At 48.4% G+C, this 17,957-nt stretch carries 21 protein-coding genes; 18 read left to right on the top strand and 3 right to left on the bottom strand.

What is annotated here, in order from left to right; all coding sequences use genetic code 11:
* Window positions 1-135: 135 nt before the first annotated feature.
* Both GGR41_RS00320 and GGR41_RS00325 read left to right on the top strand, forming a co-directional pair.
* The gene (locus GGR41_RS00320) at window positions 136-1,104 is read left to right on the top strand and encodes an RluA family pseudouridine synthase (protein WP_167660159.1); all 969 of its coding nucleotides are present in this window, start codon (window positions 136-138) and stop codon (window positions 1,102-1,104) included.
* Entirely contained in the window at window positions 1,101-1,760 is a 660-nt protein-coding gene (locus tag GGR41_RS00325; protein WP_229711089.1) for an HAD-IA family hydrolase, read from the top strand. The genes GGR41_RS00320 and GGR41_RS00325 overlap by 4 nt, the downstream gene beginning before the upstream one ends.
* Window positions 1,761-1,801: 41 nt before the next feature.
* Here the strand turns inward: GGR41_RS00325 and GGR41_RS00330 are convergent, their stop codons facing one another.
* From GGR41_RS00330 to GGR41_RS00340, 3 genes are read right to left on the bottom strand one after another with little or no spacing between them, the layout of a single operon-like run.
* Entirely contained in the window at window positions 1,802-2,617 is an 816-nt protein-coding gene (locus tag GGR41_RS00330) for an N-acetylmuramoyl-L-alanine amidase (RefSeq protein WP_167660161.1), read from the bottom strand.
* Window positions 2,610-3,326 carry an SAM-dependent methyltransferase gene (locus GGR41_RS00335; protein WP_167660162.1) on the bottom strand — a complete coding sequence of 239 codons (717 nt, stop codon included), beginning with the start codon at window positions 3,324-3,326 and terminating at the stop codon, window positions 2,610-2,612. Before GGR41_RS00335 ends, GGR41_RS00330 begins: the two co-directional genes overlap by 8 nt.
* Window positions 3,319-3,918, bottom strand: a complete 600-nt coding sequence (locus GGR41_RS00340) for a Maf family nucleotide pyrophosphatase (protein WP_167660163.1) — start codon at window positions 3,916-3,918, stop codon at window positions 3,319-3,321. The genes GGR41_RS00335 and GGR41_RS00340 overlap by 8 nt, the downstream gene beginning before the upstream one ends.
* Window positions 3,919-4,013: 95 nt before the next feature.
* Between GGR41_RS00340 and GGR41_RS00345 the strand changes: the two genes are divergently transcribed.
* From GGR41_RS00345 to rnc, 16 genes are all read left to right on the top strand, one after another.
* Window positions 4,014-4,529, top strand: a complete 516-nt coding sequence (locus GGR41_RS00345; protein ID WP_167660164.1) for a YceD family protein — start codon at window positions 4,014-4,016, stop codon at window positions 4,527-4,529.
* Between the two features lie 62 nt (window positions 4,530-4,591).
* Complete coding sequence (gene rpmF / locus GGR41_RS00350; RefSeq protein WP_077733664.1) at window positions 4,592-4,774, top strand: 50S ribosomal protein L32; 183 nt, start codon at window positions 4,592-4,594, stop codon at window positions 4,772-4,774.
* A gap of 38 nt (window positions 4,775-4,812) precedes the next feature.
* Window positions 4,813-5,892: a phosphate acyltransferase PlsX gene (plsX, locus tag GGR41_RS00355; protein ID WP_167660165.1), complete on the top strand. Its 1,080-nt coding sequence runs from the start codon at window positions 4,813-4,815 to the stop codon at window positions 5,890-5,892.
* A 24-nt stretch (window positions 5,893-5,916) separates the two neighbouring features.
* Window positions 5,917-6,891 carry a beta-ketoacyl-ACP synthase III gene (locus GGR41_RS00360; RefSeq protein WP_167660166.1) on the top strand — a complete coding sequence of 325 codons (975 nt, stop codon included), beginning with the start codon at window positions 5,917-5,919 and terminating at the stop codon, window positions 6,889-6,891.
* A 46-nt stretch (window positions 6,892-6,937) separates the two neighbouring features.
* Window positions 6,938-7,873, top strand: a complete 936-nt coding sequence (gene fabD, locus GGR41_RS00365; protein ID WP_167660167.1) for an ACP S-malonyltransferase — start codon at window positions 6,938-6,940, stop codon at window positions 7,871-7,873.
* 6 nt (window positions 7,874-7,879) lie between these two features.
* The gene (gene fabG, locus GGR41_RS00370) at window positions 7,880-8,620 is read left to right on the top strand and encodes a 3-oxoacyl-ACP reductase FabG (RefSeq protein ID WP_077733661.1); all 741 of its coding nucleotides are present in this window, start codon (window positions 7,880-7,882) and stop codon (window positions 8,618-8,620) included.
* Between the two features lie 183 nt (window positions 8,621-8,803).
* On the top strand, window positions 8,804-9,043 hold the full coding sequence (acpP, locus tag GGR41_RS00375) for an acyl carrier protein (protein WP_077733660.1): 240 nt from the start codon (window positions 8,804-8,806) through the stop codon (window positions 9,041-9,043).
* Window positions 9,044-9,208: 165 nt separating this feature from the next.
* The gene (fabF, locus tag GGR41_RS00380; RefSeq protein ID WP_077733659.1) at window positions 9,209-10,441 is read left to right on the top strand and encodes a beta-ketoacyl-ACP synthase II; all 1,233 of its coding nucleotides are present in this window, start codon (window positions 9,209-9,211) and stop codon (window positions 10,439-10,441) included.
* A gap of 2 nt (window positions 10,442-10,443) precedes the next feature.
* The gene (locus GGR41_RS00385; protein WP_167660168.1) at window positions 10,444-10,893 is read left to right on the top strand and encodes a hypothetical protein; all 450 of its coding nucleotides are present in this window, start codon (window positions 10,444-10,446) and stop codon (window positions 10,891-10,893) included.
* Window positions 10,890-11,471 carry an RNA polymerase sigma factor RpoE gene (rpoE, locus tag GGR41_RS00390; protein WP_077733657.1) on the top strand — a complete coding sequence of 194 codons (582 nt, stop codon included), beginning with the start codon at window positions 10,890-10,892 and terminating at the stop codon, window positions 11,469-11,471. The genes GGR41_RS00385 and rpoE overlap by 4 nt, the downstream gene beginning before the upstream one ends.
* A gap of 11 nt (window positions 11,472-11,482) precedes the next feature.
* Window positions 11,483-11,956, top strand: a complete 474-nt coding sequence (locus GGR41_RS00395; RefSeq protein WP_077733656.1) for a sigma-E factor negative regulatory protein — start codon at window positions 11,483-11,485, stop codon at window positions 11,954-11,956.
* Entirely contained in the window at window positions 11,957-12,943 is a 987-nt protein-coding gene (locus tag GGR41_RS00400) for a MucB/RseB C-terminal domain-containing protein (RefSeq protein WP_167660169.1), read from the top strand.
* Between the two features lie 23 nt (window positions 12,944-12,966).
* Window positions 12,967-14,427: a Do family serine endopeptidase gene (locus GGR41_RS00405; RefSeq protein ID WP_167660170.1), complete on the top strand. Its 1,461-nt coding sequence runs from the start codon at window positions 12,967-12,969 to the stop codon at window positions 14,425-14,427.
* Window positions 14,428-14,533: 106 nt separating this feature from the next.
* Window positions 14,534-16,330, top strand: coding sequence for a translation elongation factor 4 (gene lepA, locus GGR41_RS00410; protein WP_167660171.1), 1,797 nt, complete (start codon window positions 14,534-14,536; stop codon window positions 16,328-16,330).
* Window positions 16,331-16,345: 15 nt separating this feature from the next.
* Window positions 16,346-17,230, top strand: coding sequence for a signal peptidase I (lepB, locus tag GGR41_RS00415; protein ID WP_077733653.1), 885 nt, complete (start codon window positions 16,346-16,348; stop codon window positions 17,228-17,230).
* Window positions 17,230-17,952, top strand: a complete 723-nt coding sequence (rnc, locus tag GGR41_RS00420) for a ribonuclease III (protein ID WP_167660172.1) — start codon at window positions 17,230-17,232, stop codon at window positions 17,950-17,952. The genes lepB and rnc overlap by 1 nt, the downstream gene beginning before the upstream one ends.
* Window positions 17,953-17,957: the final 5 nt, after the last annotated feature.

The raw sequence follows: 17,957 nt of genomic DNA on the forward strand, positions 1-17,957 counted from the left end.
GTTGCTCCGACGACCTTATGACCCGAAAACTGTGCACAATACGTATTACAATAAATACTTTTACGGCTAGCGGAGACGCACCCTTGCATCTCTACGTCTAGCGGTGTCACAGTTCCCATAGGCTGAAGCGATTATATGCCTCTTTTGAGTATGAGAAAACCATTAGCAGTGAAAAAGACCATGCCGCAGGTACGGATACTAGAAATTAGCCCAGAATGGGCGGGGCAGAGACTCGATAATTTCTTAGTTAGGGAGTGTAAAGGTGTGCCGAAAAGCCACATCTATAAAGCCATTCGTAGTGGTCAAGTCCGGGTCAATAAAGGACGCGTTAAAAATGAGTACCGTTTACAAGAGGGCGATGTTGTGCGGATACCGCCTATGCGTATGCCCGACCCAGAGGCCGCGCCACGGGTACCTCCTGCTCAGTTTCCCGTAGTGTTCGAAGACGATTATTTATTGGTCATTAATAAGCCCGAAGGGGTTGCAGTACATGGGGGCAGTGGAGTGTCGTTTGGCGTGATCGAGCAACTGCGTGCAGCGCGCCCCGAGCAAAAGTTACTCGAACTGGGCCATCGTCTAGATCGCGACACCTCGGGGTTATTGATCATTGCCAAACGCAGACGTGCTTTGGTTGCGATTCATGATATGTTTAGAGACGGCCAAATAGAAAAATTTTATCAGGCTTTGGTCGAGGGTGATTGGGTCAACGATCGTCAGCACATAAAAGCCCCTTTACTGCGCTGGATGACAGCATCAGGCGAACGTCGAGTTCGAGTCGATGCCGAAGGCAGGCCTTCTCATACTATCGTCAGCTTATTGCAACGCTATGGGCAATACAGTTTGCTCGAGGCCGAGCTAAAAACAGGTCGTACCCATCAGATTCGGGTGCATTTGGCCCACGCGGGGTTTCCTATCATAGGAGACGATAAATACGGCTCGGATGCTGTTCGGGCCCAATTTGCTCAGTGGGGCTTTAAACGCATGTTTTTGCATGCAGCCCGGCTTCGTATGCGTCACCCTGTAACCGACCAATGGCTCGACTTCGAGGCACCGCTGCCCCAAGCATGTACAGAAATTCTTATTACGTTGGAGAAACACCGTTGAAACACTACGATGCGGTCATTTTTGATTGGGATGGTACCTTAATGGATTCTACCCATTCCATTATTGAGTCCATTCAGTTGGCCAGTGCCGATCTAGGCTTGCCTGTACCGCCCGCTATGCAAGCCAGTTGGATTATCGGTTTGTCTCTAGAGAGCGGCTTATACAAAGCCGTTCCCGAGCTCACCGCAGAGCAAATGCCGCAATTCCTAGAGCGTTATCGTCATCACTTCTTTCAACGCGATGCCACGATTAAAATGTTTGATGGGGCTGTGCCTCTGCTAGATCAACTGCGTGAACGCGTAGTGCCTATTAGCGTGGCGACGGGGAAAAGCCGTATCGGGTTAGATCGTGTGTTAAAAGTTGTGGATTTAGCGCATTACTTTACGACGACACGCTGTGCTGACGAGACACGCGGCAAGCCTGATCCGTTAATGCTACAAGAAATCCTCTGGGAACTAGATCTGCAACCAGAAAACGTGCTGATGGTAGGTGACACGACACACGATACCTACATGGCACACAATGCCGGCATGGATTGCTTGGCCGTTACCTATGGGGCGCACGATATTCCTACTTTAGAAAAATCTGAGCCGACTGCAATTGTGAGCTCAGTGCCAGAGATGCATGAATGGATTATGCATCGTCTAAAAGACTAACCGAAAAAACTGGCTTTATGCCAGTTTTTTTAGGGCTGCGTCTACGGTGCATCGGAGGCGGCACCGTGTTGTAAAGCACGTAAGATGCCCGCGGTTTCGGTGTCCAACATACCATCATGCTGAGCGGGGCGATAGCGCATTTGGAAAGCACGCAATACATTGATTGATGCAGCATCCCATTGTCCTGTTATGTCGATGGGATAACCGATTTGTTGTAATAGTTGTTGTGTTTCTATCGGAGTGGGCAGGCCTTCAGCGGCATAGAAATCACTAAAGTGCTGCGCCGTACCCGCATCAAACCAGCGCCCCAAGCCCGCTTGGGCTAACTGTTCCCAGGGAAACAACGGGCCCGGGTCAATTTTGCGTTGTGGGGCTATATCGCTATGTCCCACAATGTGCTCGGCAGGGATATTGTGCTTTGCTACGATGTCATGCAGCAAAGCAATTAATGTTTCGATTTGCTGTGGGGCATAGGGGGCCCAACTTAAGTCAGGACGACGCCCTTCGTTCACGAGCTCGATACCAATCGAGCTGGTGTTAAGGTCTGGGTAGTCATACCAGGCGCTAACCCCTGCATGCCAAGCGCGTCGGTTTTCATCCACTAATTGATACACCACCGGTTGAGCGGTGTCGGTAATTAAATAATGGCTACTGACGTTTTGCTGGGTGAGGGTTTTTAAGGCTACAGGAAAAGGGCTAGACGTATAGTGAATGACAACATGTCGCACTCGACTGTTATGTCCTTGAGCCTCAAAATCCGTATTCAATGTGTAGTTAAGCTGTGGGCCCAAGCTGCTGCAGGCGCTAAGTAAGGCGCATGACCCCATAACAACACTAAGACTGAGAGGGTTACGCATGGGCTTGAAATAAGAATAAAGTGGGAAGTTTATTAAGCTCGGGTGCAGGCTGGTTGCGCCATTGGCTGACGCTGTGTGTACGCACCCATTCATCGGGGGTAGTCAAGGCTCGGGCAACACATAAGCGAGTGGTAGGAGCCAACTGTTTCAGCAAGTTGTCAAATAAAGCGGGGTTGCGATAGGGCGTTTCAATAAAAATTTGAGATTGGTTAAGTTTTTTGGACTGTTGTTCCCAGAGTTTGAGTGTACGAGCTTGGTCGTCCGCTTGGCGGGGAACATAACCATGAAAACAAAAGTTTTGTCCGTCTAAGCCGCTGGCCATTAAGCCTAATAAAATGGATGAAGGACCAACATAGGGCTTTACCGTAAAGCCTAGGCCATGCGCCATTGCGACCACCACAGCGCCAGGGTCGGCGACGGCAGGACAACCGGCTTCGGACATTAAGCCGATGCCTGCGGCAGCCTCTGGGCTTTGGAGCCACTGTTGAATTTGTTGTTTAGAGCTATTGTGCTTATCAAGCTGAAATAACGTGATGTCCTGTAAGGCGTGCTCGGTGCCCATTTGTTTTAAGAAAGCACGCGCTGTTTTGGCATTTTCTACAATAAAACAGCGTAGTTGGGCTGCTTGCTGTTGTACCGCAGTAGGAAGCCACAGAGCATTAGCACTGTCACCTAAGGGAACGGGAAGTAAATGTAATGTTTTAGTCATAAGTCCTAAGAGCGATTGGAGTCAAAAGAGGATTTACGCCGCGTTCACGTAACAAACGAGCTAGCTCAATAAGCGGTAGGCCGATAATAGCAGTGGGGTCATTTGACTGCATGGATTGCATCAGGCTAATTCCTAAGCTCTCAGCTTTGGCGCTGCCAGCAGTATCGTAAGGCTGCTCAAAGGCCAAATAATTTTCTATCTCTTCATCGCTTAACGCGCGGAAACGGCAGATGGTTTCCACGTTGACGGTTTGAAACTGTGTGTTTTGTGCCACGCATAAAGCAGTATGAAACACAACGGTTTGCCCTTGAAGTTGCTTTAGCTGAGCCACAGCCTGAGGATGATTACCCGGTTTACCTAGGCTCTGCGAGCCCAACGTTGCTACTTGATCTGAGCCAATCACGATGGCGTCAGGGTGCATGGCGGCAATGGCCTGTGCTTTGGCTGTGGCTAAGCGTAAGGCCAATTGTTTAGGGTGCTCGTTAGGAAAGGGGCTTTCATCGACATCCGGAGCAAGCACCTCAAAGGGAAGACAAAGTCGCTCTAGAAGTTGACGGCGATAAACAGAGCTTGAGGCCAGAATAAGACGCATAATCGCTTTGTGGTGTAAAATGAGTGAAGTGTTTGACTAGCTAAAGGTCAACGCGTTATTATCTCCCTTTTTCTTCGTTATTGGAAATACTTGCCTTGCAGCCAACACAATATCTATTAGATACTGCGGCGTTCACTCGCAACGGTGAAGTTTTTGCGGCCCAAAGCCCGATTTCTGTTTTTAAGCGTGCCCTAGAGGGCTTGCCTGCCCAAAAAGATCAGTCGTTAAGCTGGTCCATACAAGGCAGCGTCGATACAGCAGGTCAAGAGTTTTTAACTATCACACTGACTGGGTTTGTCGTGCTGACATGCCAACGCTGTATGCAGGATTTTGATTATCCTATTGATGCTAAAAATCAGGTTCTAGTCGTGGCTAACGAACTAGAGTTAGATATAGACGCAGACGATCCCGATGCCATCGAGCGTATATTGGGAGCAGTGCAGCTCAATGCATTGGATCTGGTCGAGGATGAACTAATCCTAAGCCTGCCCTATGTTCCGCGCCACACCGAATGTCCTCATCTACCCGAGGCTCTCGCTGTCCAAGACGAAGAGGCCGAAGACGAAAAGCCCAATCCTTTTGCCGTCCTCAGCCAACTTAAAAAATCGTAAATTTATTTTATTTTTCATTTACGGGGCTGGTCAATGGATCTGCTCTGTTTACAGGAGTCATCATGGCTGTTCAGCAAAACAAAAAGAGCCCGTCTCGTCGTGGCATGCGTCGTTCGCACGATGCCTTAACCGGTCCTGCAACGGCAATCGAGCCCACAACAGGCGAGCTACATTTACGTCACCACATCAGCCCTAACGGCGTTTACCGTGGTCGTAAAGTGCTACAAACTAAAAACGACGATTAATTTCTTGCGTCGTCGTTTACTGCGCCGTTGCGTTTCACATGTCTAATCCGTATATACGTATCGCCATTGATTGCATGGGGGGCGATGTAGGTCTGGCTGTAACCATTCCTGCTGCCGCTCAATTTGCCCAGCAACACGAGGATGTTTTGTGTTTGTTGGTAGGTGACAAAGAGGCTGTTGCAAGTCATTTGCAACGTCATCGTGGTCCCGATCGTGCCTGGTACGAAATCATACATGCCTCAGAGGTCGTCACTATGGATGACTCGGTCGAGGTCGCATTACGGCGCAAAAAAGATTCTTCCATGCGCGTTGCCGCTCAGTTAGTTAAAGACCAACTAGCGGACGCGTGTGTTTCAGCCGGCAATACAGGCGCATGGATGGCTATTTCCCGCTATGTGCTTAAAACATTAGATGGCATTAGCCGTCCGGCTATTGCGACCTCCATTCCTAATCAGAAAGGGGGCGCCACAACTATGCTTGATCTGGGTGCCAACGTAGACTGTAGTGCTCAGCACTTACTGCAGTTTGCTATTATGGGTACCGCTTTGGCCTCCATCGTAGATAAACAACAAAGCCCTTCCGTTGGCTTACTTAATATCGGTGAAGAGGTCATTAAAGGCAACGAGGTCGTGCGTCAAGCCGCCGAGCTGCTGCGTCACAGTGGTTTAAATTTTTACGGCAACGTAGAAGGCGATGACATTTGCAAAGGTACCGTCGACGTCGTGGTTTGCGATGGCTTTGTAGGTAATGTGGTCTTGAAGTCCTTAGAGGGGCTAGCCAAAATGGTCGCTTCTATGTTGCGCGAGGAATTCACTCGCAACAGCTTATCTATGGCGGCAGGCCTTGTCGCCAAACCAGTCCTGAGCCGTTTAGGTCATCGTGTCGACAACCGACGCTACAATGGCGCGGCATTACTTGGCTTACGTGGTATCGTAATTAAAAGTCATGGCTCTGCCGATGCCTATGCGTATGGCTACGCGCTGCAACGCGCTCGAGATGCTGTGAATAATGGCTTACTTACCGGAACGACCGAAGCCATAGACCGCTTGCGTCATCAGCTGGAAACGCAAAATGGTAAAGAGCTTCCTCTGGACACGCAGTCTGAGCCTGCGCTCTAAGCGCAGCATATCAAGGATTTCACAATGCCATATACCAAAATAATAGGTACTGGTTCCTACTTGCCCCCTCGTATTGTTAGTAATGACGATCTTGCCGCTCAGTTAGCTCAAGATGGGATTGAAACTTCCGATCAATGGATCATGGAACGAACGGGAATACGGCAACGTCATATTGCTGATCGCGGTGTGACCACAAGTCAAATTGCTACGCAAGCTGCGCAAGCTGCTCTGCTTGATGCAGGGCTAGCGGCTTCGGACATTGATCTAATCGTGGTGGCCACATCTACCCCGGATTTTGTTTTTCCTAGCACGGCGTGTTTGGTGCAAAACCAGCTTGGCATTTCTGGTGGTGCTGCGTTTGATGTTCAAGCAGTCTGCAGCGGTTTTGTTTATGCTTTGACAACAGCGGATGCGCTGATCAAGGCAGGTAATGCAACCAAGGCTTTAGTTATTGGCGCAGAGGTATTCTCTTCTATTTTAGATTGGAAAGATCGTAGTACCTGTGTGCTGTTTGGTGATGGGGCAGGTGCAGTGGTGCTTGCTGCTTCCCCCGAGCCTGGGATTATGGCCACTCAACTGAAAGCAGACGGCAGCCAAAATCATATTTTATGTGCCGCAGGCAACGTAGCCTATGGCGAGGTCGTGGGTGACCCTTTCTTGCGCATGGATGGACAGGCCGTATTTAAATTTGCCGTCAATGCCTTAACCAAGTCGGGTCAAGAGGTCGTGGCTCAGGCAGGGTTGTCAATGGAACAGGTGGATTGGCTGATTCCTCACCAAGCCAATGTGCGTATTATTAATTTTATTGGCCGTAAATTGCATGTTCCCACCGAGAAAGTAGTTATTACTCTAGATCAACACGCTAATACCTCAGCGGCTAGTGTTCCCCTAGCTTTGGATGCTGCACGTAAAGATGGGCGCGTCAAGGCTGGGCATACTGTCTTAATGCAAGGCGTAGGCGGTGGCTTTACTTGGGGTTCTGTCCTAGCGCGTATTTAACTAATTTATGCTAGGCTAAACAGCAGTTATTTTTACAGTCAAACTCATGAAAAAAATTGCATTTGTATTTCCAGGTCAAGGCTCTCAATCGGTGGGCATGCTTGATGCATGGTCAGATAATCGGGCTGTCCAAGCCGCTATCCAAGTAGCTAACGAAGCCCTAGACCAAGATTTAGGTCGTCTCATTGCTACGGGTCCTGATACAGACCTGAACTTAACTACCAATACGCAGCCTGCTATGTTGTTGGCTGCCGTTGCCATGTTTAATGCATGGGTAGAGGCGGGTGGTGCCTTACCGGATGTGGTCGCGGGCCATAGTCTAGGTGAGTACTCTGCCTTAACTGCATCGGGTGTGTTGCGTTTGTCAGATGCCGTGAAACTTGTACGCATCCGTGCAGACGCAATGCAACAGGCGGTACCCGTCGGCGTCGGTGCCATGGCAGCTGTGCTTAACCTAAATGACGAACAGATTCGTCAAGTCTGTGCTCAGGCCGCCCAAGACCAAGTCGTAGAGCCTGTTAATTTTAACGCTCCTGGCCAAATTGTGATTGCTGGCCATAAAGAGGCTGTTGAGCGGGCGTGCGAGCTAGCTAAAGTCGCCGGGGCTCGACGCGCAGTATTGTTACCTGTATCCGCCCCGTTTCATTCTAGTTTGCTCGCGCCTGCTGCCGATACATTAGCCGTCGCGTTAAACCATATCGAACTTGATGCGCCACGTATTCCTGTGATTAATAATGTGGATGTGGCGTATCCCGACGAGGTCGATGCCATTAAGTCGGCCTTAGCGCGTCAAGCATGGCACCCAGTTCGTTGGGTGGAAACCATCGAGAAAATGCGTGCTTTAGGGGTGACTCACATTGTAGAATGTGGGCCAGGTAAAGTCCTCTCTGGCTTAGTTAAGCGTATCGATAAAGATATGATAGTCTTGTCGATCAATGATCCCGCCTCACTTGAGCACGTCTTAACAAGCTTACAAAATTAATTGCATATGACAACATTGCCTTTAGCTGGAAAAATTGCTCTTGTGACAGGCGCTACGCGTGGCTTAGGTCAAGCTATTGCCCTACAGTTGCAAGCCCAAGGGGCGCAAGTAATAGGTACTGCCACCACAGCGGCAGGTGCTGAAACTATTACGGCCTATTTAAATAACCCGCATAGTCGGGGCGTACAATTAGACGTCACGGACGATCAGGCCTGCGATGATCTAATCGCCCAATTGTCCAAAGAGGGCGGGCCGCATATATTAGTTAATAATGCTGGTATTACTCGCGATAACCTGGCCATGCGTTTAAAAGATGATGATTTTGACGCTGTCATGGACACCAACTTGCGTGCTGTTTTTCGCTTAAGCCGCGCCGTTATTCGCCCTATGATGAAAGCGCGCTGGGGTCGTATAATAAACATTAGTTCGGTGGTTGGCTATAGTGGCAACCCTGGGCAAGCCAACTACGCTGCGGCGAAAGCCGGTGTAGCGGGTATGTCACGAGCCTTGGCACGTGAACTAGGCAGTCGTAATATTACTGTTAATTGTGTGGCACCGGGTTTTATTGATACCGATATGACTCGTTCGCTATCCGACGAACAAAAAACAGCTTTGCTTACTCAAATACCATTAGGTCGATTAGGTCAAAGCGAAGATATTGCGAATGCTGTAACCTTTTTAGCGGGTCCTCAGGCCGATTACATTACGGGTACTACCTTGCACGTCAATGGCGGCATGTACATGTAAAAGACTTGGCGAAACGCTGATCTAAGGTTAAATTACTTACTTTAACTATTTTTAAGGGGCGTATCGTTTTATATCAGTACTTTATTGAAACAAATCGATATTGCCATTTTTGGTCATAGCCTACACCCTTTTAATTGTTTGGCTATAATTTGCGGGAATTAATCCCCAATTTGGAGAATCTGCATGGAAAGCATCGAACAGCGCGTCAAGAAGATCGTCGCTGAACAACTTGGCGTAAACGAAGCCGAGATCAAGAACGAATCTTCTTTTCTTGACGACCTCGGTGCCGACTCGCTCGACATGGTCGAGCTCGTGATGGCGCTCGAAGACGAATTCGAAACCGAAATCCCAGACGAAGAAGCTGAGAAAATCACGACGGTTCAGCAAGCTGTTAACTACATTAACGCTAACAGCGAGCAGTAATTTCAAACCTGGGTGTGGGCAGGCTAGACACATTGATGTGGTGGCTTGCCCCAAAGCTCAAGGCGGTTTACAGAGAATGATACAGTGGCTCTACCTTAGCGCGCTTTGGTAAATGGTATTGGGTCATTCGCTACGAACCGCTTTTTTTGTATTTAGGAGTCATCCGTGAAACGACGTGTCGTGATTACCGGTTTAGGTATTGTGTCTCCAGTCGGTAATGACATACCAACCGCTTGGGATAACATCGTTAATGGGCGTTCAGGCATCGGGCGTATTACGCGCTTTGATCCCTCAGCTCTCACAGCCCAGATTGCGGGTGAGGTTAAAGATTTTGATGTTACGCAATACATCACAGCCAAAGAAGCCAAAACAATGGATACTTTTATCCATTACGGCGTGGCGGCGGGTGTGCAAGCGTGGCAAGACGCTGGCCTAGAAGTCACCGAAGACAATGCTGATCGTATCGGTGTTATTGTTGGTTCGGGGATTGGCGGTTTACCTCGCATCGAGGCCACACAATCCGACTACCTCGAACGCGGCCCGCGCCGTATTTCCCCGTTCTTTGTGCCTGGGTCCCTCGTTAATTTGGTTTCAGGCCAATTATCTATTCTGCTAGGGCTTAAAGGGCCAAGCTATGCTGTGGTATCAGCGTGTACAACTGGCTTACATTCCATTGGTGACGCGGCTCGTCTTATCGAGTATGGCGATGCTGATGTGATGGTAGCGGGTGGTGCCGAAGCTACAGTTTCCCCACTAGGTGTGGGCGGCTTTGCCGCAATGCGTGCATTATCCACTCGCAATGACGATCCACAGACGGCTTCCCGTCCTTGGGACATTGATCGAGACGGTTTTGTCTTGGGCGAGGGCGCTGGGGTATTGGTGCTCGAGGAATACGAGCATGCAAAAAAACGTGGTGCTCGGATTTACGGCGAGTTCGTTGGCTATGGCATGAGCTCAGATGCTCATCATATTACTACGCCAGATAGCGATGGCCCGCGTCGTGGCATGTTAAATGCCCTACGCAATGGAAAAATTAATGTAGAGGATATTGACTACATTAATGCACACGGTACATCCACCCCGTTGGGTGATATTAATGAAACCGTAGCCATCAAGCTGGCCCTCGGAGATCACGCAAACAAGGTAATCGTGAACTCAACTAAATCCATGACCGGGCATTTATTGGGTGCAGCGGGTGGTATAGAGGCCGTTTTCACTACGCTTGCGCTCTACAATCAAATCTCGCCCCCTACGATTAATATCTTTAATCAAGATCCTGAATGCGATCTGGATTACTGTGCTAATCAAGCGCGAGAAACCAAAATTGATGTCGCAGTATCTAACTCTTTTGGTTTTGGTGGCACAAATGGCACCATGGTGGTGCGTCGTCTGGACTAACCATGGTTCCCCGAACCCAACACTTCACTACACGTACTCCTTTACGTGTTCGGGTGTTGGGTTTGTTGTTTTTGGTGTTAGTGTTGGGCGTGCTAGGCCTGCTTAGTCAACAATGGCACGTCTCTCTTGCCTTATACTTGGGCTTCAGCTTCTTTGTGGTGGTGGCTTATCTCTACCAAAGCCAAACGCAGCTTGTTTATTCTTTAAGCTGTAACCAACACAGTCAGTTTTATTTTACTCACCCCTATTCTCGGCCTGTGCACATTACCCATGTGTGGCAGAGTTCTTGGGCTGTATGTCTACGTCTTCGTCAACACGACCAACCGCAACGAACGCAGGTTATGGTATTTTGGCGTAGCGCTCAGTCAGTCACCGCATGGAGATATTTACATATTCACGTATTGCGTTATCAACTTCAGCATAATGACCCCTCGATAGAGAGCACGGTATGAGTCATGATGTAGATAAAGAGCTAGTGCATCAGGTTCAACAAGGCGATAAACGCGCTTTTGACCTGCTCGTCATTAAATACCAACGTCGTATTATGCGCTTGTTGACGCGGATGATCTCGGATCCTGCCGAGGTCGAAGACGTCGCCCAAGAAACATTTATTAAAGCCTACAGAGCCCTACCACAGTTCCGTGGTGATAGTAATTTTTATACTTGGTTGTATCGTATTGCCATCAACTCGGCGCGTAATTGGCAAGCTGCTAGTGGCAGACGGCCACTCTTAGCCCACGAGTTTGAAAATGAAGAGGGTGAAACTTTTAGCTCTCTTGACACTCTAACTGACATCAATACACCAGAGTCCATGTTGGTCAGTCGGCAGGTAGCCGATACCGTCAATGCGGCTATTAATCAACTGGCTCCAGAGCTGCGCACAGCTATCGTTTTGCGTGAAATTGAAGGTCTAAGTTACGAGGAAATTGCTCAAACCATGGACTGTCCGATCGGTACGGTACGATCCCGTATTTTTCGAGCTCGAGAAACGATTGCCGAACAATTACGCAAAGTGCGAGAGAGCAGCTAAGGAATTACACTATGCAAGCCAAAAAACAGGAATATCTCGATCAAAAGCTCGACCTAAGTCTAGAGGAATCCATTTCACTCTGGATAGATAGCGAACACCCCATAGATGCTGAACAGCTCGATAGCCCGTATGGCCGTCAACTTTGGGATAGCTACCATCTTATTGGGGACGTATTGCGTAGCGAAGAGCTTGCCATTGAACCTTCTGAACTATTTTATGCCCGGGTCTCTAAAGCCATAGACGAAGAGCCCACCGTGTTTGCGCCCAATGCAACCAAGCCGCCTGTTTGGCGTCGTTGGTCCATGTCGTTAGCTGTGGTAGGGGCGGCGGTATTATTAACCTTTCTAATGGTCCAGCCCGAGTCCGTCACAGAGGAGGCACCTGTGTTAGCCAGTGCAGATGATTTGTGGGCAGACTATATTGATGCGCATCGTGCGATGACAGGGGTAGGGCCAGCTAGTTATGTTTCTTATATGGGTAACTAAATGAAGCGCTATTCAGCTCATTTCTTACGGTTGGCATTAGGGGCTATATTAGCCTGGACATCAGTATTGCATGCAGCACCTACAGATCTAAACACCCTATTGCAGCAGATTCAACAAGCTGCTCGAGAACTCGACTATGCAGGGGTGTTTAGTTATAGCAATAGTGCTGGGGTGCAGACCATGCGTTTGGTGCATGTCATCGATGGTAAAGGCGAGCGAGAACGCTTAGAAAGCTTAGATGGCCCCGAGCGTGAATATCTGCGCATTAATGATGTGACTCAATGCTTAATTCCCGAGCGCCAAGTCATTATCTTGGAGCAATCCAGAAACGACCGTTTTCCTGCTTTGCTTACGGGCAATACTGAAAAAATTAATCAGTACTATCAAATGCAAATACGCGATAAAAAGCGCGTTGGCGGTCGAGAATGTCAAGAATATACATTAACCCCCCTTGACGAATGGCGCTATGGTTACCATATATGTGTTGATACTGAACACAATTTGTTATTACAAACACAAACGATCGCCATGCGAGCAGAACCTACCATAGTAAACCAAACCGCTTTTGCAAGCCTAACGGTAGGTGGGGCCGCAATTCAATCCCAAGCGCTTGATTCCGATTGGAAACACAAGGAATGGCGCGTGATTGCAGCCAACAGAGAAAACGTGGATTTAGCCGCTACAGGTTGGCGTATTCCTTCTCCTGCAGGTTTTGTGGCCGTTTCAGAGATATCGCGCTTTATGCGTAGCGAGCGCCAAGTCGCCCAGCTCGTTTTATCTGATGGCTTGGCTTCTATTTCAGTATTTATTGAGCCGGTTGATAGCTATAGCCAACGTCTTAAGGCCGATCCCGGTTCTAAAAAAGGTAGTATTCACTTATTTCGTAAACGTATAGGTGATTACTGGTTAACGGCAACAGGTGAAGTGCCTCTAGCTACCTTGCATTATGTGGGTAATGGGGCCGAGTTCGTTCCTGTAGTTAAGTAAATACATCCTTCGGAGTGCATACAATGCAAATTCGCACCACTCGTTTTTATCATGCTTTAGGTAGTGCCTGCGTGGCTGCTGCACTAAGTCTTGGTATCAGCACAAGCCCAGTGCAGGCGCAAACAGCTGCGCCTGCCGTGGTGCTGCCAGATTTTTCACAAATTGTTGAGCAAACAGAAAAATCAGTAGTGAATATTCGCACTACAGAATCCATACCGGTGCGGCCTATGCGCGGGGGTGGTAACGACCCATATGATTTGTTTAGGTGGTTTTTTGGACCCGATGTGATGCCTCACGGCCCGGGCGCTACTCCGCGCGGTGGTGACACAGCCCCTCAGGAAGAGCGAGTGGTACCCCGAGGAGTAGGTTCAGGTTTTATCATCTCTAACGATGGTTATATTTTAACCAACAACCATGTTATTGCCGATGCCAAAGATATTTTTGTGACGTTGGTTGATGGTAAAGAGTATAAAGCTAAAGTTATTGGGGCTGACGAGCGCACGGACGTAGCGTTAATCAAAGTCGAGGCCAACGATTTACCGCCCTTGAAAATTGGTAACCCAGGCGCTTTGAAAAAAGGCCAGTGGGTAATGGCTATTGGTTCACCGTTTGGCTTGGACTCTACCGTTACGGTGGGAATCGTTAGTGCGATTAATCGCGATACAGGCGATTACCTACCATTTATTCAAACGGATGTGGCTGTCAACCCAGGCAATTCAGGCGGTCCGTTATTAAACCTATCGGGTGAAGTGGTTGGGGTGAATTCCCAAATTATTTCCCGTAGTGGTGGTTTTATGGGGATCTCACTCGCCATTCCTATTGACGAAGCCATGAATGTGGTTGAACAGCTAAAAGCACACGGTCGCGTGACTCGCGGTAGAATAGGGGTGCAAATTACCGATGTCAGCGAGGAAGTCGCTAAAGCACTGGGTCTAAAAGACAGCAAAGGGGCTTTAGTCAGTAACGTCGAGGAAAACGGCCCCGCTGCCAAGGCAGGGATACGTAATGGCGACGTAATTCTACGATTTGGCGATAAAGACATCAAACAAATGAGCGATCTGCCTCGTATCGTAGGCTCTGTAAAGCCAGGTACTCAGGTCGACGTAGAGGTATGGCGTAAAGGCAAAACCCATACGGTTAAAGCAGAGGTGGGCGAGCTCACTACAGGTACTGCTGTGGCAGCAGAGCCTCAAGCTACCGCCTCAGTAGATCGCTTAGGTCTACAAATCGAAGCTTTGGCTGCTAATGAACAACAGCGTTTAGGTATTAGCGGTGGGGTAAAGGTTAAACAAGCTGCAGCTCCTGCTAGTGCAGCAGGCATTGCAGAGGGCGATATTATCGTACAAATCAACAATCATGACGATTTAGATGTCGGTAATTACGAGCGCATAGTAAAATCATTATCTGCTAATGAAAATGTAGCGCTATTAGTTGTACGTGGAAATAATGCCCAGTGGGTTGTAGTAAAACCAACCGCTAAATAATTCACGTTATTACAGGCTAAAATAGCAGTCAACAGGGGCGCCCTGAGCGCCCCTTTTCTGTCGTATGTACAGAGTCCGATTAACAGGTGTTTTTTTATTTAGGTCTATGGATCTTATCCGCAACTTTTCTATTATTGCTCATATTGACCATGGTAAATCTACCTTGGCCGATCGTCTAATTCAACGCTGTGGAGGGCTCGAAGACCGTGAAATGTCGACACAGGTTCTGGATTCGATGGACATCGAACGCGAACGTGGAATCACCATTAAAGCTCAAACAGCGGCTTTAAGCTATCAAGCCAAAGATGGCAATACCTATCGCTTGAATTTAATCGATACCCCTGGGCACGTTGACTTTTCCTACGAGGTAAGTCGTTCCTTACAAGCCTGCGAGGGCGCTCTCTTAGTCGTGGATGCGTCTCAAGGGGTCGAGGCACAGACCGTCGCTACCTGCTACACTGCTCTAGAACAAGACCTAGAGGTCATTCCGGTTTTAAACAAGATAGATTTGCCTTCAGCAGACCCCGATGCGGCTCGTCAAGAAATCGAAGATGTCATTGGCATTGATGCCTCAGAGGCAATCGAAGCCAGTGCTAAAACAGGCCAAGGCATTGACGATATTCTCGAAGCCATTGTGGCTCATATTCCAGCACCCGAGGGCAACCCCGATGCGCCTTTACAAGCACTGATCATTGACTCCTGGTTTGACAACTATGTGGGGGTGGTCATGTTGGTACGCATCGTTAATGGGGTGATGAAACACCGTGACAAGATCCAACTTATGGCCAATGGCTCCAATCATATTTGCGAGCAAATAGGTATCTTTACACCTAAAGCTACCCCTGTCGAACAACTGTCTGCCGGGGAAGTTGGTTTTGTGGTCACAGGCATTAAAGAGCTTGAGCAAGCCAAAGTGGGTGACACTATCACCCATAGTGGTAATAAAGCGGCCCCTTCACCTTTACCTGGCTTTAAAGAGGTCAAACCGCAGGTATTTGCTGGGGTGTATCCGGTGGAAAGCAGCGAATACGATCAATTACGCGATTCCCTAGAAAAGCTAAAACTGAACGACGCATCGCTTATGTTCGAGCCCGAGGTATCACAGGCATTAGGCTTTGGGTTTAGATGTGGCTTTTTAGGCTTACTGCACTTGGAAATTGTTCAAGAGCGCCTAGAACGCGAGTTCGACATGGATATCATTACCACAGCTCCTTCAGTGGTGTACGAGGTGCATCGTAATGACGGTGAAGTGCTTATGATTGATAGCCCGTCACGTATGCCAGAGGTAGGTCAAATCGCTGAAATCCGCGAGCCGATTGTTGAGGTCACGTTGTTAATGCCCCAAGACTACGTAGGTCCAGTGATGACACTATGTAATCAAAAGCGTGGGGTGCAAATGAACATGACGTATCTAGGGCGCCAGGTCAGTCTTGTGTACGAGATCCCATTAGCTGAAATCGTATTAGACTTTTTTGACCGATTAAAATCCGTCTCTCGCGGTTATGCGTCAATGGATTACGAGTTCAAAGAATACCGCTCAGCCGAAGTGGTAAAAGTCGATCTTTTAATTAACGGTGACCGCGTCGATGCGTTATCCATGATCGTACACCGCTTAAATGCACGTTATCGTGGACGCGAGGTGGTTTCTAAAATGCGCGGTATTATCCCTCGCCAAATGTTTGATATTGCTATTCAAGCGGCCATTGGTGCAGAGGTAATAGCCCGAGAAAACGTGAAAGCATTACGCAAAAACGTATTGGCAAAATGTTACGGCGGTGATATTTCTCGCAAGAAAAAACTCATTGAGAAACAAAAAGAAGGTAAAAAACGCATGAAGCAAGTAGGGAACGTAGAAATCCCTCAAGAGGCGTTCCTTGCCATTTTACAAGTCGAAGACAAATAAGAAACGGTGTTATCTATGCGTTGGGATTTCTCGCTCATATTATTTATTTTGTTAGTGATCACTGGGATCGTTTGGTTTTGGGACAAGTACTCGTTAGCAGCTAAGCGTAAACAGCGTGTCGAAGAGGCAGCTGCCAACGTTCCTTTTGTGCCTGGCCTCAGTGCAGAGCAACAACAAGAGTTACGCGAAGAAGCCCGAGCCAAAGCGGCCCGCATGGCATGGTGGGTAGAATACGGGGTTAGTTTTTTCCCCGTTATTCTTTTTGTCTTTGTCTTGCGCTCGTTTATTTTTGAACCGTTTCGTATCCCCTCGGGTTCTATGCTGCCTACATTACAAAATGGAGACTTTATTCTAGTTAATAAATTCCAATATGGGGTGCGCCTGCCTGTAATAAACAAAAAGGTGATCCCGCTTGGCACGCCAAAGGCCGGGGATGTCTTGGTATTTAGGTATCCCGTTGACCCTAGCATAGATTACATTAAACGCGTGGTAGGTGTCCCGGGCGATACCGTACGCTATGAAAATAAACAGCTCTATATTAACAACCAGCCCATAGAAAATAGCTCAGTGGGGCAATACTTTGAGCCCGATCGCTCAGGCTATACGACAGAATATGCAGAATTATTAGGTGAAACGTCTCATCATATTTTGCTTAATAAACAGCCCAACCAAGACTACATGCCTATTGTCCGTTTTCCGTATTACGACAATTGCACCTATGGGCGTCAAGCTATGGAGTGTGTTGTGCCCAAGGGGCAGTATTTTGTGATGGGTGACAACCGTGATAACAGCTTAGATAGTCGTTATTGGGGTTTTGTACCGGATGAAAATGTAGTGGGTCGCGCATTTTTTATCTGGATGAATTTCAGCGAACCCAGTCGAATAGGACGATTCCACTAATGGTAGCACGGCTTTCTCGCTTACAGGATGCGATTGATTATCAGTTCAAACAGCCCGAGTTGTTAGAACAAGCTGTGACCCATCGCAGCCATAATGCCAAGCACAATGAGCGCCTTGAGTTTTTGGGCGATTCCGTCTTGAACTTTGTGGTGGCTTCTTTGCTCTATAACCAGTTTGATCGTATTGATGAGGGAGACTTATCGCGTTTACGAGCGAATTTGGTAAAGCAATCCACTCTGGCAGATATTGCACAGCAACTCGCTCTAGCAGACTACTTGCGCTTAGGCGAGGGCGAGCTAAAAAGTGGTGGATTTAGACGTCCTTCGATTTTATCAGACGCGCTTGAAGCTATTTTCGGTGCGGTATATCTGGATGGCGGCTTTGATGCTGCGGCCTATGTGGTTGGGCGTCAATACCAGCCAATCCTTTTGACGGTAGACCCCAAAACGTTGGGTAAGGATCCTAAAACCTTGCTTCAAGAAATGCTGCAGGGGCGACGCATGGAGTTACCTGTGTATTTGGTCATCGCTACTCATGGCGCAGCGCATAGTCAAATTTTCGATGTAGAGTGTCGTATAGACCGTTTGGACATTGTGGTACAAGCTAGTGGTAGCAGCCGACGCGCTGCAGAGCAAGCTGCTGCGCTTCAGGCCATTGATCAAGTCCAAGCCATCGAGCCAGCCAAACCATCGCGTGCTTCGCGCCGTCATCGTCCTGCTTAATGAAG

This window comes from Paenalcaligenes hominis, from assembly GCF_011927625.1.
GTDB lineage: Bacteria > Pseudomonadota > Gammaproteobacteria > Burkholderiales > Burkholderiaceae_B > Paenalcaligenes > Paenalcaligenes hominis.